General features: G+C 38.4%; 9 protein-coding genes. 3 read left to right on the top strand and 6 right to left on the bottom strand.

The features are described from left to right. Positions 1-131: 131 nt before the first annotated feature. A complete protein-coding gene (locus EV194_RS04260; protein WP_132432456.1) occupies positions 132-1,718 on the top strand; it encodes a helix-turn-helix domain-containing protein in 1,587 nt (528 codons plus the stop codon). Between the two features lie 166 nt (positions 1,719-1,884). Beyond that, the gene (locus EV194_RS04255; protein ID WP_207915904.1) at positions 1,885-4,251 is read left to right on the top strand and encodes an alpha-amylase family protein; all 2,367 of its coding nucleotides are present in this window, start codon (positions 1,885-1,887) and stop codon (positions 4,249-4,251) included. Between the two features lie 394 nt (positions 4,252-4,645). On the opposite strand, the gene EV194_RS16865 is transcribed toward EV194_RS04255, so the two are convergent. Together EV194_RS16865 and EV194_RS04250 are read right to left on the bottom strand one after the other, a co-directional pair. Further along, positions 4,646-4,798, bottom strand: a complete 153-nt coding sequence (locus tag EV194_RS16865; RefSeq protein ID WP_165921798.1) for a hypothetical protein — start codon at positions 4,796-4,798, stop codon at positions 4,646-4,648. A gap of 215 nt (positions 4,799-5,013) precedes the next feature. Then, positions 5,014-5,931 (bottom strand): T9SS type A sorting domain-containing protein, encoded by a 918-nt coding sequence (locus tag EV194_RS04250; RefSeq protein WP_132432454.1) that lies wholly within the window; start codon positions 5,929-5,931, stop codon positions 5,014-5,016. A 364-nt stretch (positions 5,932-6,295) separates the two neighbouring features. On the opposite strand from EV194_RS04250, the gene EV194_RS04245 reads away from it, so the two are divergent. Continuing rightward, a complete protein-coding gene (locus tag EV194_RS04245) occupies positions 6,296-9,175 on the top strand; it encodes a triple tyrosine motif-containing protein (RefSeq protein WP_132432452.1) in 2,880 nt (959 codons plus the stop codon). A 437-nt stretch (positions 9,176-9,612) separates the two neighbouring features. Here the strand turns inward: EV194_RS04245 and EV194_RS04240 are convergent, their stop codons facing one another. The 4 genes from EV194_RS04240 to EV194_RS04225 all read right to left on the bottom strand — a co-directional run bounded on the left by EV194_RS04240 (position 9,613) and on the right by EV194_RS04225 (position 16,466). Beyond that, complete coding sequence (locus EV194_RS04240; protein WP_207915902.1) at positions 9,613-11,829, bottom strand: glycoside hydrolase family 3 C-terminal domain-containing protein; 2,217 nt, start codon at positions 11,827-11,829, stop codon at positions 9,613-9,615. 159 nt (positions 11,830-11,988) lie between these two features. Beyond that, positions 11,989-13,314, bottom strand: a complete 1,326-nt coding sequence (locus EV194_RS04235) for a DUF5125 domain-containing protein (protein WP_132432450.1) — start codon at positions 13,312-13,314, stop codon at positions 11,989-11,991. Positions 13,315-13,414: 100 nt separating this feature from the next. Further along, positions 13,415-14,899 (bottom strand): glycoside hydrolase family 30 protein, encoded by a 1,485-nt coding sequence (locus tag EV194_RS04230; protein ID WP_132432448.1) that lies wholly within the window; start codon positions 14,897-14,899, stop codon positions 13,415-13,417. 64 nt (positions 14,900-14,963) lie between these two features. Further along, positions 14,964-16,466 carry a RagB/SusD family nutrient uptake outer membrane protein gene (locus EV194_RS04225; RefSeq protein ID WP_243699326.1) on the bottom strand — a complete coding sequence of 501 codons (1,503 nt, stop codon included), beginning with the start codon at positions 16,464-16,466 and terminating at the stop codon, positions 14,964-14,966. Positions 16,467-16,472: the final 6 nt, after the last annotated feature.

Here is a 16,472-nt window from a genome sequence, read left to right as displayed (position 1 = left end):
TTATCTTCGTATAGATTATTCTCCGGGGAAAATATTCTTTTGATTATCACTTTTTGGGATTCAGCGAAAGCAAGGTTTGATCCAATAGGAATCTTGCAATTAATCGTCATGTAAATTTCAACCGGACACCAATGGTATGTACTAATCCAATAGGGCAGTTATTTCGAGCCAAACTAAAACACGTCTTCCAGCTTACGCTATTTATATCATTTGGCTGGAACAATGTATATTCTGAGGAAATTTCATATATAAACATAATCGTTGAATCTCTTCCTGTTAATACTCCTAAAAAAGACTCCATTTACATTTGCGGGAACTTTAACAATTGGCAGATTAATGACCCTGATTATATTCTACGTCCCCGAACCAATGGAAAGTTGGTTGTAAAAATTCCGTTCATGTCAGATACTTTAGAATATAAGTTTTCCAGAGGAAGCTGGATGAAAATTGAAACTGGCTCCGACAATACATATCTGCCGAACCGAACTATAATTAACAGGAATCAGGACTCTGAATTTGTCTCAATTATAAACTGGCAGGATGTTGGAGGCAGGAAAGCCATCCCTCTTTATATTTTTGTTCTTTCAGCCGGAATATTAAATGGGCTGCTACTTATTTTTATTCTCCTGAGAATAAAAATAACTGATCAACAAAAAGTCATGAATATCATAATCTGGGAAACTTTTCTCATTCTGACATTTACAGGCACCATCATCTATGAATTTTCAGATCCAGTCCAGAGATTGCGAATATCCCTTCTTTTGCCTGTTATATTTTCTTTGGCGGGTCCTTTAATAATGAATCTTGCACACCGTTTCATGGACATCACCGAGAAAAGCATAACCAATCATTTTTGGTTTCCTTTAATCTTGATCGTTGTTATTGCCATTAGAATTACAAACCTGTTTCCAATACTTTTTCCAGAAAGAGATGTTGATCTCTTTCTCTACTATTTCGACTTTTCACTTTTGATGATAACTACCAGCTCATTGCTTATATACCTGATTTTTACACTCATAAAAATCATAATAAAGAGATGGAATCAGCAAGCATATTCCAACTATTATTGGAACAAACTTTTTCCTGAAATGAATATTATTATGAGTGGAGTAAACGAATTAAAACACAAGAACAATTATGCAAAAACATTCATTCTTATTCTTGTTTGTTTTAACCTGATATTGGTAATAAAGGCCATTGTTGCAGTGGCTTTATATTTTTATGGAAAATTTGTCTCACAGGAATATCTTATAAGCGCACTTTTCATTTTTTTACCCTTACAAATATTTTGGGCATTTTACTATATCATAAATCAGAAGTCGATTCTCTTCACAACTAAAACAGAACAATTCAGCACATTAAGCAGCAATGACATATTGCTGCTTGAAAATATCAAAGAGATTATGAACAGCCAAAAACCCTATAAAAATCCGGAACTCACATTGTCTCATTTTTCAGAATTACTCAATTCAAAACCACACATCCTATCGAAAGCAATAAATGAAGGCTTTCATCATAACTTTAGAGATTTTATAAATCAATTCCGAATCAGTGATTTTATAAACATGATAAATAAAAACCGGAATAAAAATCTCACTTATCTATCCCTGGCACATGAGGCCGGATTTAATTCAAAATCTACTTTTAATTTAGCATTTAAAAAAAGTACAGGTTTATCTCCCAGAGAGTATTTCAAACAAAACCAATTTAATGACTGATTTTATATTATTTACAAAGTCCTATTTTAAAAATCCAGACCAATACTTGAAAATAAAAAAGTCCTAAAACAAAAAGCAGGTCGCTTTTTGTGCCTCTATTTATGAATATTGCTTCGATTTTAATCTCCAAAATTATTCTTTAACTAAATTCAAAAAATCTGACAAAATGAAATCGAAGAAAAAATCATTCATTCAGAAAATGCAAAAAGCAGGTGTCTATATTATGTTTTCACTGCTTCTTGTTTCTATGGTAAAGCCATTGGCGGCACAAAATGATGTTATGCTTCAGGCTTTTTATTGGGATGTGCCGGTCGACGCAGAGAAAAAAAAAGGACTATGGTGGAACAATCTCAGCAATAAATCCATCGATTTTAAAAATTGGGGAATTACCGGTATATGGGTGCCTTCACCATCCAAAGGCAACTGGGGCATTATTGATATGGGGTACGGCATTTATGATCATTATGATTTGGGCAACTATTATCAAAAGGGTTCAGTGGAGACCCGTTTCGGGAGTCGTGCTGAACTTGAAAACATGATTGCTACTATGCATGATACATCCAATGGATTGCCAAAGGTTGATGTATATGCAGACATCATTCTTAACCATATATACTCCGGCGATGATGATGCCGAGGTAAACCCGGCTGTTAAACAGTATGTGTTTGATGAAGCTTATAGAAACGGGCAACAATACGTCCCCTATCCAACCAATGAAATTACCTGGGTAATTCCAAACGCACAGGCTGGAGACTACTACATTAAAATCAAAGGTTATTATCTGAATTACAACACTTCATATCAAAATCGTGCGTATGACATCCAAATTGATTACAACGACAGTGGATTCAACAACAACTATAGCTGGGAAACTGAACCCAATAATGGCGGTGGTGATTTCAATGTATTTCCGGGTTCGGGTAATACTGTTCGAGCTTTTATAAATTATGAAGGTGATATTGACGAATTCAGAGTAACTGCGCCGGGAAACAAAGACATTATCATAAAACTAACGTCCCGGATTCAATCAGGTGAAAACTGGTACTGGGGAGACCAGACAAGAGGTTACTACCCTTTTGAGATTTGGTTTAACGGTCAAAACATTGCATCAACACAACTTCAGGCTGTAACCAACACCGGCCTATCTTTTCCTCACAAAACCGGAGTTGGCGAACAAAACTGGACTTGGAATTATACTCATTTTCATCCGGTTGATGAATTCGACTGGTTGGGAGATTGGGGCATGGGTGATGAGATTATAACAAACACAAAAGGGTTTGGAAACGATTTGAACACCTTTGATCCGGCCATACAGCAACGGATGAATGAATGGGGAGCATGGATGGCTGATGTAATAAATTTTGATGGTTTCAGGCTTGATTTTGTGAGGGGTTTTCAGGAGTCGTATGTGGCATCGTGGATTAATAGTCTACCGCTACTGAACGGTGAGCAGAGATACATTGTAGGCGAGTATTGGGGATCGGCAGCAGCCATAAACAGTTGGGTAAATAACGTAGGTTCATATGGAGCTGCCACCGATGCGTTTGACTTTCCCCTTAAAGCGACTTTAACAGACATGTGTAACGGAGATGCAAGCTTCAACATGAACTGGTTAAACCATGCAGGCATAGTCAGAAACAACGATGGGAACCATCTACCCGGGACATCTGTCGTGACCTTTTTAGAGAATCATGACACCGGGAAAGAACACGATAAATGGGTAACCAAAGATTGGCATTTAGGTTATGCTTATATTCTGACCCACGAAGGACGTCCCTGCCTGTTTTATCCTCACCTGTATGGCGTTACACTTTTAGACAAAGACGATGCCTCAAAGCAGGTAACCACTCCTGCGTGGGTACAGGACGAAATTATTAAACTGATTGACGTCAGAAAAACCTATTTGGATGGCGTCATATCCGTATTGAGTCAAACCGGAAACCCATATCCCGCATCTAACACCAACGATGTCTATGTCGCACGTCGTCAGGGAAATGGAGTAAAAGACGGAGCCATCATCGTTCTAAACAATTCAAATACAACCAAAGGGCTTTGGGTAGATGCAACGCCAAGTGGATGGTCAAACTGGAGCAACCAAACACTGGTTAACGCTTTTAACAACAACATTTCTACCCAGGTTTATGGAGATGGTCGCGTATGGGTTGAGGCTCCTGCAAGAAGTTATGCCATTTATGTTCTTTCATCAGATTATATTAACAACAACGGATTAAAAACGACTGTCGAACTTAAGACCACTGAAAATAAAAGTTTCGATAACTTCTCAGAAATTAAAATATATCCTAACCCGATAAAGCCTGGTCAGCCTCTTTATGTAGCGGGAAATATCACAGGATTGGTCGACATTGAAATATTTGACACATTCAGTCGCCCCATAGCAAATTTTTCACACGTAGTGGATCACGGAGAAAAAATAAGAATTGACTATGAGCATGTAAAAAGGTGCGAAGCCGGTTGTATTGTAAGAATCAATAACAAAAAACAGTCGTTGGCGACTGTGATTGTGACAAACTGATAGAATAAGCAAAAAGTCAGGTAAAATATTTACCTGACTTTTGCTTTTAAATAATGACAGAAAATAGAAAACCTCTTATTTCTTTAAAATTGGGACAACAGCAACCTCTGTTGCTGAATGAATTCTCAACCAATATACTCAGCTGCTGAGATATCCCAAATCAATAGCGTTTGCAGCATCATTATATGAACCCATAACAACACCACTTAAGTTTAATTACTTCAATCTTATTCAAAGAATCACCCCCTTCAATAAATACCATCTCAACAAATGGATTAGGGGACACACGAATTCCAGGAGCAGATGGAATAATTAATGATGTTGGAACCTCACAACTGTTAAAAATATGTTTAGCCGAATATTCACTTTCAGGAAGCAACAGTACTCTGTTATTCTATTCATCAACACATTCCATCCCCTCCAGTTCTTCATTTCCATCCCACTGATTCCCTGTAATGTCTCCATTAAAAAATTTATGACCAATTACTCTACCCGGAGGAAGGAATAAGGTTCGGGTAAAAATATCAGAATCGTTAAGTTGTGTCATGATACAGTTTCCGAAATTCCATAATACTCATTTCCTAACCATTACCGTAGAAATATAAATAGTTCTTAGAAACAGTCCCTTTTAGTCCTAAGAAAGAGTATTCCAATATTGATGGTTTGAATGAACTAGTCGGATCTAAATAAAAAAGCAGGCACTTCGTATAAATACAAAGTGCCTGCAATTAATATAAAACTTAATATTTGTTTATTTATCCGCTACTCTTTAGTAAACTTACTGACGTAGGCATTGCCATTGGCATCAATTACCTTTACAAAGTATACACCTTTACCGAGTGAAGACACCTCTATCATGCTATCATTAAAACGAGGAGCTGTCATTTCTTGTCCCATAACATTGAATATACTAACATCGTTAATAATAATATCACTTGTCAGGTTTAGCACATCCTTAACAGGATTTGGCCATACATCAATTTTTGAAATCGGTGAAGCCTGTCCCGAAAACAAAGAGGACGCACTAAGTTCCATCATTACAAAGTTATCAATGACAAGACTCATGGTTCCGCCACCATCCCATGAACCAACTTTCAAACCAACATACACAGTGGTCTCTTCACTAATAAAATCAATAGAAAATGAAGAGGCATCTTTACCATCGGTTACATCACCTGATATGCAGCTCTCATTTGCTAATAAGGAAGTATTTAATTCCGTCGGACAGTCCCCTGCCCATCCCTGATACTTAAATCCGCCTAACATGTAGGTAGTTTCGTTACCGGAGTAATCAGCTCCAGCAGCTGGTTCAACAAGACCAACGTAGGTTTCAACCCAAAATTGATGCAAAGTAGTACCATCAAGCGACTTAATATCAAAATCAATCGCGTAATTAACACCAGGTTTCACTGTAACTGCCTGATAAACCATAAGCTGAACGCCTCCACCAGTATTTGTAACAGTCATTTTAAGAGCACCAGCCTCACCTCCATCAGGTATCTCGTCAGTGTAACCAAAAACGTAATCAGAAGTGTTGCCTGCATCTGTGTTTAGAGTAGAAAAGTTCCAGGCATTCTCATCGTCTGCTTCCATGGTGCTGCCGGACAAGATATTTACCTGAGCAGTGGTGTACATACTAACCATCGCAATTGCAACAGCAAAAAAGTAGTTCTTTTTCATCTTTTAAAATTTAAGTTAAACAATAGCAAAAAATCAACCTGAGTTGTTAATAAAAAGTAATTTCAACCACTACGAATTAATAGTTATTAACAACATTACTCAAATATATGGGCACTCCTAAACTACATCCCTAGCTGTTGGGGAGTACTTCTTTTTTACGTCAAAAAGTCATATAAATCTGATATTCAACTATGAAACCCTGCCAATAAAATAGACAGAAAACAATAAATTAGAAAGTAAGAATCGCCACAGCACAAATTTTATAGCTACATTTGTTTAATAATTTAACAGATACAATTATATCATACACCCATTGCATTTAACCTTAAAATATATCTGGCTGCAAGATCAAAAAGATAAAATAATGAAGCATAGGCTTATAGTAAATTTTATACTGACATCAATAATCATTGCCATTTCCACAAACTCTTATGACATATTAGGCAACCCACCTATCACTCATTTTACAAGAAACGATTATAAAAATGCATCACAATTTTGGGATGCCTGTCAGGATCAGAATGGAAATGTTTTTTTTGGCAACAACAATGGGATTTTAATTTTTGACGGAGCCAGATGGGATCATGTGAAAATTCCAAATCACAGTGGGGTAAGAAGTCTGCTAGCTACATCTGATCATCGTATTTTTGCAGGTGCTTTTAACGAAATAGGTAATATACGCCACAATAGTAAGGGATATTACTACGAATCAATGATGGAATTGATTCCGGCAGAATACAGAAACTTTGGCAATTTATGGGGCATTCATGAAATAAACAACACCTTTATTTTCAGAAGCTTTTCTTATCTTTTTATTTACCAAGAAGGAAGAATGGCAATTATTGAAGCTGATGACCAATTTCAATTTGGTGGAATTTGCAATGATTTATTATTTGTAGTTGACAGTAATCAACTACAAATAATAAATATAAACACCCTACAAACGGAGATCGTACTATCCCTCTCGGAAATAAACAATGAAGAAATTCTCAAAATTCTGCCCACATCACAAACCACAGAAATCCATCTTTTAACCCGGCAGGGATCTCTTTACTTGGTTAATCTCAAATTCAATAACAGTTCATTTATCCAGAAATTAGCCACTCAAACTTTTCAACCGCCCTACATCAGTGCCGTTCAATCCAAAAATGGCAAATTATTCATCGGGTCTTTAAGTCATAAAATGCACTCATGGATACCGAATGGGGAATATTACACCCCGGCAAGACATTACTCAAACCTTCAGGACAATACCGTATTGTCAATTTTTGAAAGCAAGGAAGAAACAATATGGGCATTACTGGATAAAGGACTGGACTATTTTGACCCTAATTCATTCTTAACAAACATTTTCAAGGGTTCCTCAGTGTATGACGTTGTAATTTTTGAAAACAGAATGTATCTCGCCACAAATGAAGGTGTTTTTAGGTCTTCGGAAAAACAGAGCAACAACTCCATTAATCAAATTCAGTTCAAAAAAGTTGCGAACACTGAAGGCCAGGCATGGAGTCTGCAAGTCGTTAATGGCATATTACTATGTGGTCACGATAATGGATTATATACCATCTCAAACGGGATTGCACAGAAAATCCCGGGATTTTCAGGTGTTTGGAAACTCTACCCGGTAGTGAACAGTAAAAATGAATACTTCGTGAATCTCTACAATGGAATGGGATTAATATCCATTATCGACGGGGAAATAAATCCCATTGAATTTCAGTTACCGGGTTTTGAGGAGTCCACAAGAGACATTCTGACTGACGAATCTCATTCATACTGGGTTTGCCATGGCTACAAAGGGGTATATCGAATAAAAACAAGTTCAAACAATAGAAGAATTGTAGGAGTTGAACATTTTTCTGAACAAGATGGATTACCTTCAACCTTTAACATTAATGCTCATTGGTGGAATAATCAGGTTGTTTTTACGACTAATCATGGCATTTATTTTTTTGACAAAGAAACAAACAGATTTAAAAGACACGAAAAACTAAATGCCCTGCTCGGCGATGATCTTAACATCAGACAAATCATCGATAAAGATGGTATTTCTTGGTGTGTAATTGATGATGAGATTGCATTCTTCAAAACAGAGAAGATGGATAGTGTGATTCGAGACCCATTTTTGTCGCTTAAAGGCACACTCAACCAGAGTATGGAATGCCTCGTTCCATACTCAAACAAAGGGGTCTTAATCGGAACCTCATTCGGCCTCTATTCATTTGACATAGAGAAATATGAGAAAACAACCACCATTCAACCAGGAATAACCATATCCAGATTAATATTTCAAATTGAAGATTCATTAATAATTCACCATATTCCTGACCCCTTAAACACAATAACAATTCCGCATAAGGCCACAAACATACAGTTCTTTTTTAACGCTCCTTTTATCCGTGATAAAGCAACCATCCAATACTCGTATTGGCTTGAGGGGCAATCACATCAATGGACAAACTGGCAAAGTGAAGCTTCGGTTATATACCCTCATTTAAAAAGTGGGGAATACCTGTTTCATGTAAAAGGGCGGAGCTTATCAGGAGAAATAACCAACACCGCTGTCATTTCACTTTTAGTGGAGCCGGTGTGGTATGCGTCAAGAATCTTCCTTATTATCTGGACATTAAGTGGCATAACCGTCATCTACCTGATTGTTTTATGGGTGCGAATTATCGTCAAAAAAGAGAAAGCAAAAACTCAACTTGAAGAGAAAAAACACCAAAGGATATTAGAGATAGAACTGGAGAAAATAAAACTTGAACAGGAACGAAAAGAGATTCTAAAAGACAAGGAGCAATTAGAGTCTGATGTAGTAGAAAAGAGTAAGGACTTAGCCAATTACACTATGTTTATAGCTAAAAAGCAAGAATTGCTGATAGAATTACAAGATGAGCTAAACAATATAAGGCAACAGGCTAAAAGCGACAATATTCGTTCAAAAATATTAAATTTAACCAGAACCATCTCAGTTAATCTTAATAACCAACAACAGTTTAAACTTTTCGACTCAAATTTGGAGCGAGTGCATAAAGACTTATTTGACCTGATAAAAAGCCATTACCCTGACATGTCATCTAAGGATCTAAGACTTTGTGCATTTATTAAAATGGAATTAACAAACAAGGAAATGGCTAGTGTCCTTAACATCTCGGTTAGGGGATTGGAGACTGCTCGTTACAGATTGAGAAAGAACTATCCTGAAATAGATGAATTGATAGAAAAGAGCAAAAATATGTCCTAGACAGAATAATACATTTGTATTAGTAACTGTTTAAATTTAGGTTATAAGAATTCTATAGATTATAGATCTTTATCCCGAGGCTTCGGGATAAGACAGATAGAGTAGTTTAGAAAGATGATTAGATTTATCTTATTTTCAATTTAATCTTGTCTATCAGTCTAGATGTCTAACATCTAAAAGTCTTCAATGCAGATTAATTATAAATTTAAACAGTCTCTTAATACACATGATATTTCTTTTAAACAAAGTTGTAAGGATATATTCTATAGTTACACCAGGACAGGCAATTTATACACCCGTAAGAGATTAAGCATAAAAAAATGAGAGAGAGCTTTGTCACAAAAGAAGCTCCCTATTATTAAATTAAAACTCCAAACACGAGACAAAGTCTCGTATTTGGAGTTAATAAAACAACTAACTTTTTTAAGAATGGTTATTTATTTCAAAGTAAATGAGGTTGTGGTTTGAATATCAGAAGAGGATGCTCCAATTAAAACATCAAACTTTCCGGATTCTGCAACCCATTGAGACTTTCGATCATCATAAAATTGCAGCAGAGAAACATCAATTAAAAAATCAACTACAACAGTTTCGCCTGGCTCAACTTTAACTTTTTTAAACCCTTTAAGTTCCTTAACCGGACGGGGAAGAGATGATTTCTTATCCGAAATATAAAGTTGAACAATTTCGCTTCCAGCTCTATCCCCGGTATTGGTAATCGCTACTGAACAAGTTATCTTTCCATCTCTCAACAAGGTTTTGTCACTAAGTTGAGCCTTGCCATAAGCAAAAGTGGTATAACTTAACCCATGCCCAAAACTAAAAAGAGGTTCTACACTCATTTTATCGTGCCATCGATAACCCACCAATAAACCTTCGTTATACCTCACAACGCCATTGCTACCTGGATATTCGCCAAAAGCATGAGCCGAATTGTCTGAAAGCTTAACCGGATATGAAAAGGGTAGTTTACCAGAAGGGTTCACATCGCCGACCAATATGGCGGCTAATGCAGTACCTGTTTCTGAACCCAGATACCAACTCTGCACAACAGCAGGTGTATCATTTATCCAGGGCATAGTTACAGCATTACCTGAAACATTTACAACAACAAAATTAGCATTTACTTTGGCCAGTTCAGCTATAAGAACATCCTGGTTATAGGGAAGATCCATACTTAATCGGTCTGTACCCTCACTATCCTGATGTTCACTTTTATTGAGTCCTCCAATGAAAATAACATAGTCGGCTTCTTGGGCTACCTGAATGGCTTCGGCCATCAGCTCCTCCTCAGAGCGGTCATCATTCAAATCCTGACCTGTTGAAACGTTGTTATAAGTACCACCCACGTCTCCTACATAGCCCCGTGCGTAAACCACTTCCACGTTGGGTTCTAAACGCTGACGCAAACCATCCAAAGGAGAGATTTCATATTTAGCTTTAAGCGATGAGCTACCACCTCCTACAGTCATCATTTTGATGGCATTTTCGCCAATAACCGCAATTCTATTTGTTCTGCCAGGATTGATGGGCAGAATATTGCCATCATTTTTAAGAAGCACAATACCTTCCTGTGCTATTTCACGGGCAATCATGCCGTGTTCCTCAGTACCAAAAGAGCCAAATGGTCGGTTGCGATCCATTTCGGTACGAAAAATCAAACGTAGTACATTTCTGGCCTTCGCATCCAATTCCTCTGTTCCTACTTCTCCGGATTTGATCAACTTAAGATAGGGTTGTGCCAGATAGTAATTGGCGTAAGCATTACTGGCTCCCCATGAAAGGCCATCAGTCCATGTGCCAAATTCCATATCCAAGCCTTTAAAAATTGCCTCCCGGGTATCGTGAACACCACCCCAGTCTGAAACTACCACGCCATCAAAACCCCACTCTTCCCGTAAAATCTTATTGAGAAGATAGTCATTGTGGCAGCAATGTTCGCCTCTGAATTTGTTATATGCACCCATAATGGCCCAGACATTTCCTTCCTGCACAGCTGCTTTAAATGCTGGAAGATAAATCTCTCTAAGGGTACGTTCATCCACTTGGACATCTATAGTACCACGTTCGACTTCCTGGTTGTTTACAGCAAAGTGCTTAACACAAGCGGCTACACCATTGGATTGAACGCCCTGAATGTAGGGCACCACCATTTTAGAGGCAAGAAACGGGTCTTCTCCCATATACTCAAAGTTCCGCCCATTTAGGGGTGTGCGGTAGATGTTCACACCGGGTCCTAAGAGGACTGTTTTTTTGCGATACCGAGCCTCTGCACCAATGGCTTCACCGTACTTCCTGCTCATTTCCAAATTCCAGGTAGCAGCCAGTGCTGTAAGTGCCGGGAAAGCGATGCATGAATCGTTAGTCCATTCGGCCTGAGACCATTCATCCCATAACACCTCTGGTCGAATACCATGTGGTCCATCGGTCATCCATACTTCAGGGATTCCCAGACGCGCAACACCTGCAGAGCTAAATTTTGATTGTGCATGGAGAAGTGCGACTTTCTCTTGTGTAGTTAGCCGAGATAACGCATCTTCCACCCTTTCTTCTATTGGAAATGAATCATCTAAATATATTGGTATCTCCTGAGCTGAGATTGACATAACCAAGCCGAACAGAACTGCTTTAACAGTCATTAACGTATACTTCATACTCCTTACTATTTTCGATATTATTGGCCAGAGGCCATATTTGACGATTGTATAAATCTCTAAAATTTGCAAAAACAAAACTTCAAAAAATCATGCAGGTAGTAAAGGAACCTGTTTCCAATCTACCTGCATGATGGTTGTCAGGTGTGAAAAACCTTATTACTTCTCTGTTACGTACATAACAGCATTTTCAATCCCTTCATTTACATCAATTGTAATAACATAAGTGTTTCCAGATGGCAAAATCACCCCTTCCATCAATCCAAGATTCCCAGGGTCTCTGCCATTTTCACCATCACCTACAAAAATGATGTCACTTTCAGTTGTAAGGGTAGTATTGGAAAACTCACCTCCCCATCCCTTTTGATGGAAAAACTTGAAATTAATGCTCTCATTATTCATAGATTCACCAGCAACTACAGTTACTTGATAAACATTAGGTGAAACCTGAGCCATACACAAAGCTTTATCGGTATTCCATCCAACTTCATTAGACAATGACGGCTTGCCAATATCAGTTCCAATTATCCAAATAGCTCCGCCTCCATCAGCTTGTAAGGTTGAAAGATTGTTTCCAGTCATGGCTTCAACAATGAAATACCGACGGTTAAAATTAGCCGTCACACGGTATCGACCGGACACCGGCAAAAATGTAAGCGTATTGTCTGAATTCAGAGTAAAGAAATCCTCATCAATCCACCACTCCTCGATATCTGCAATACCGCCTAATTCAATATCCTGATTCTGGTCAAGATTTAACTCAACACGATAATTATCCTCATCTATCATAGCCATTTCAATACCGGCAAATTCGAGTGAGATAAATGGAGCAGCAGCATAAGTAAAGGTATTGAATTCAATATCATATTCTCCTGCAGCATAATTTGAAAAATGAATCAGATTAGTCACTCCTTCGGAGATTTCTCCATTGCTCCACCCAAAAGTAATTTCATTACCCCATTCTGACACCACCGGGGCTTTAATATACCCACTCACCTTTTGGGGAAAAGAAGCGCTGGCAGCATATTGATATAGGCCAACACGTGACATCTCGTACTCCTGATCATCAGTTATCAGAGTAAGATAGGGATAATCTGCCCGTGTTAATGCCACGTCAAATGATTGTTGCGCCACTGCAAACCGAATATTCTGTAAAACAAAACGCATGGTTGCTGTGCCATTTGGAATATTCTTTAAAAACGGAACAAAAATCACCCCGTGGTATTGACCATTTTCCTTTGTTCTAATGACGGTTTCTTCAACCATCTCGTCACCGAAAAAGAGTTGAGCCTTAACCGTTGAAAGGGGCACCTCATCATCATTTACAGTAACATTAAATTGAATACTGTCACCAAAATGAGCCGAGACTATTTCAGTATTGACAGTAAGCTCCGGATTTCCTGCCACTTCCTTATCATCATCACATGATGTTAAAATCATTAATGAGAAGAATAAAGCTCCGGCTTTTAATATGTTTCGTATCATATTGATTTGTTTTAAATTGATTAACTACCGTGATATTTGCCATCGCAAATATCAAAAATCAAACAAAAGCATTATTAAGGCTTATTTATAGCCATCAAACCTACTTTTCCCAACGATATGAGGCCACTGAACGTGCAGGAATCCTGTATGTAAAGTGTTTTTCACCATCACTGATTGTTATTGAACGAGCCTCTGCCGTATCATTTTTAATTACAAAACCATAGGTTCCATCAATATTCTCTACGGCAGTATAATTTATACCGGCATCAGAAAAACCTGACGTACCTATACGTGTTGCACCCGGTTTAATAACAGAAGATAAATGTCCAAGCATATAGTAATGGGAATTTCGGGTGATTGAACTGTAGTCATTGCTGATGTCTACAGTTCCAAAACAAGTGGTGCAACCACCAGGTCTGTTGGGCCCTCGGTTCATATCTAACATTAAGTTCCACACAATTACTGCTCTACCCCATTTATTTACCACAGAAAGCCCTATGTTTTCAACATCTGCCATTAAACGGTGAGAAAGATTACGCCCATCATTCCAGGTTCCGATTGAGGATTCAGTAAATACCAACTCCATATCAGGAGCTTGTGAATGAATATTTAATAATTCATCGTGATGACCTCCATAATCATGATAAGCAGCACCTGCTACAAACTGGCGGGCTTCTTCATCGCTGTATATATGTATGGGATAATTAACCTGATCAGCAATATTGTCATAGTTATAGTTGTGATCAAACACATAAATTTTGGTACTCAATCCGGCTTCCTGGAATGCTCTGCCCATATATTTCACAAACTCCCGTTGCTCCTGCCATGTCATATACAGAGATACTGAATTACCAGGATGGAGAGGTTCGTTTTGCGGTGTAACTGAGGTAATTTCGATACCGTGATCGGCAAAGGCCTGAATCCATTTCACAAAATATGCAGCATAATCCTCATAATAGACTGGATTCAATCTGCCACCAGTCCATGAGTTATGAGGTTGCAAATCATTCAGGTTATTCACTTTCATCCAGCGCGGAGGAGTCCAGGGTGAACCCATAATTTTCAAACCTGGATTGATTTCCAGAATCTCTTTCAAAACAGGAATAATGTACTCCAGTTCTTCATGCTGAAGACTAAAATTTTCAATACCCGGAGTATCGCAAAGCGTATATTCACTTAAAGAAAAGTCAGATGCGCCGATTGAGATTCTGGTATAGCTGAAACCCATTCCTTTATCGTGGCAAAATGTTTCTGTTAAAAATCTGGCTCGATCTTCCCGGGTCATTTGCAATAAATTATAGCTTGATGAACCAGTAACCGCAGCACCAAAACCGTGAATCTGCTGATAACGTACCTCAGGATTAAGAGTTATGGTGGTAGGGGACATGTTTGAAGTTGAACTGAAGTCCAATGCCATCCTTTCAAAATCATATGCACGATTTGAGGATGTTACAAACACCGTTACATCACCTTCGGGTATATCCTTAATTACCTCCTCTTTTAATCCGCTGTCTTTGCTGCATGATGCAACACAAGAAAAAGACAGGAAACCCAACATCACTGAATAAATCACTCTTTTAATCATATTCATATTTTTTAAAATTCCTATATTTCTGCGGCCTCAAGCGAGGCCGCAGGTTTTAACCATATTAATATCCCGGATTCTGAATCAGGTTACTGTTCGCATCTAAAACAGTTTGAGGAATCGGTAACAATTCCGAATTTTCATCAAATGGACGCACTTGTGGCAAACGGCCACTATCTCTTTGATTAATGGTGTTCATTACCTCCTGAAGTTTGTTGTTCCGAATTAGATCAAACAAACGCTGCCCCTCAAAAGCAAGCTCAAGCCTTCTTTCATGCAACACCGCATCAATCATCTGATCCTGGGATCCTCTTACAGAAGCAGGTAGTGGAGAAAGGTTTACTCTCGCCCGGATCTGATCAACAATGTCAGCGGCGCCGTTTAAATCTCCAGTCCATGCTAACGCTTCTGCTTTTAGCAACATGATATCGGCCAATCTCAACCTGATGATACTGTTATTTGCAGATCTCATTTTAAACATGAAAGGATAATTATCAGCGGGGTAATAATTGCTCCAACCTGCCTCATAATAGACAATTGATTCACTGTACCTGATATCATCTCCCTCAGCCTGAAAGGCAGAAATTAAGTCGCGTGACGGGGTAACCCATTTAGCCCAAGAAAACTGTGTATCCCAATTAAGCAAATCCCTTCCAAACATCCATGACACCCAGTTTCCACTTCCAGTATAAAAGTGAGTTTCAAAAATAGACTCAGAAGTATTTCTAGCCATGATGTCGGTTACGGCCTCATTCATTCCAAAAAGCATGGAATAATCCTCAACCAGCGAAAATCCGTCATTAATAACAGCATCGCTATACTCAATAACTTTGGCGTAATCCTGTATCGGCTTCTCTGCATAAGCTTTAGCCAGCAAAGATCGCGCTACCGCTTTGGTTAAACGGGTTTTATCACTACCTGCAGCAGGAGCATGAGGTATTGCTGCCTTTAAATCTTCTACTATTTGCAGAAAAGCTTCCTCCTGAGAACTTTGTGGTGGAAAATAAGCCGGCCACACTTCTGTGATATTCTCTGATGTAATATCCTCAGGAACTTTTGTAATTACCGGAAAGTTACCCCACAACCGCGCCATATCCAACATAATCATGGCTCTGAAAATTTTTGCTTCAGCTTTCCATTGAGCTCTCTCTGACTGAGAAAATCCGGGATCCGGAACCAAATCAATATTTTCAATGATTTGGGTAGCATGAGCCATATCAGCCATATAGTTATTCCAGTCTCTGCTGATCACGCTGTTACCTGCATTGAGGGAATTATTCTCAAATGGAACCACTTCGGCACCGGTGGTTCCGGCATACGCATTATCGGCTCTAGCTTCATTGATAAGAAGATAGTCGAGATACCAGTGCTCCTGTCTATCGCGAAATCGATTATACATACTTTCGTACTGCGCAAGCACTTCACCACGATTTTCAAATCTTATTCGATCTCCATCCTCATCGGTTCTTCCAAGTATTACCTCAGAATATTCAGACAAAGGGTCTTTATCCAGTGAGCAGGCAGCCAACACGCCAAGCATCAACAATGATAAAACTGTATTTTTCATATTTAA

The sequence above is a fragment of the Natronoflexus pectinivorans genome (assembly GCF_004345615.1).
In the GTDB taxonomy this organism is placed as follows: Bacteria; Bacteroidota; Bacteroidia; order Bacteroidales; family Marinilabiliaceae; genus Natronoflexus; species Natronoflexus pectinivorans.
This window is presented reverse-complemented; position numbering and strand designations above follow the sequence as displayed.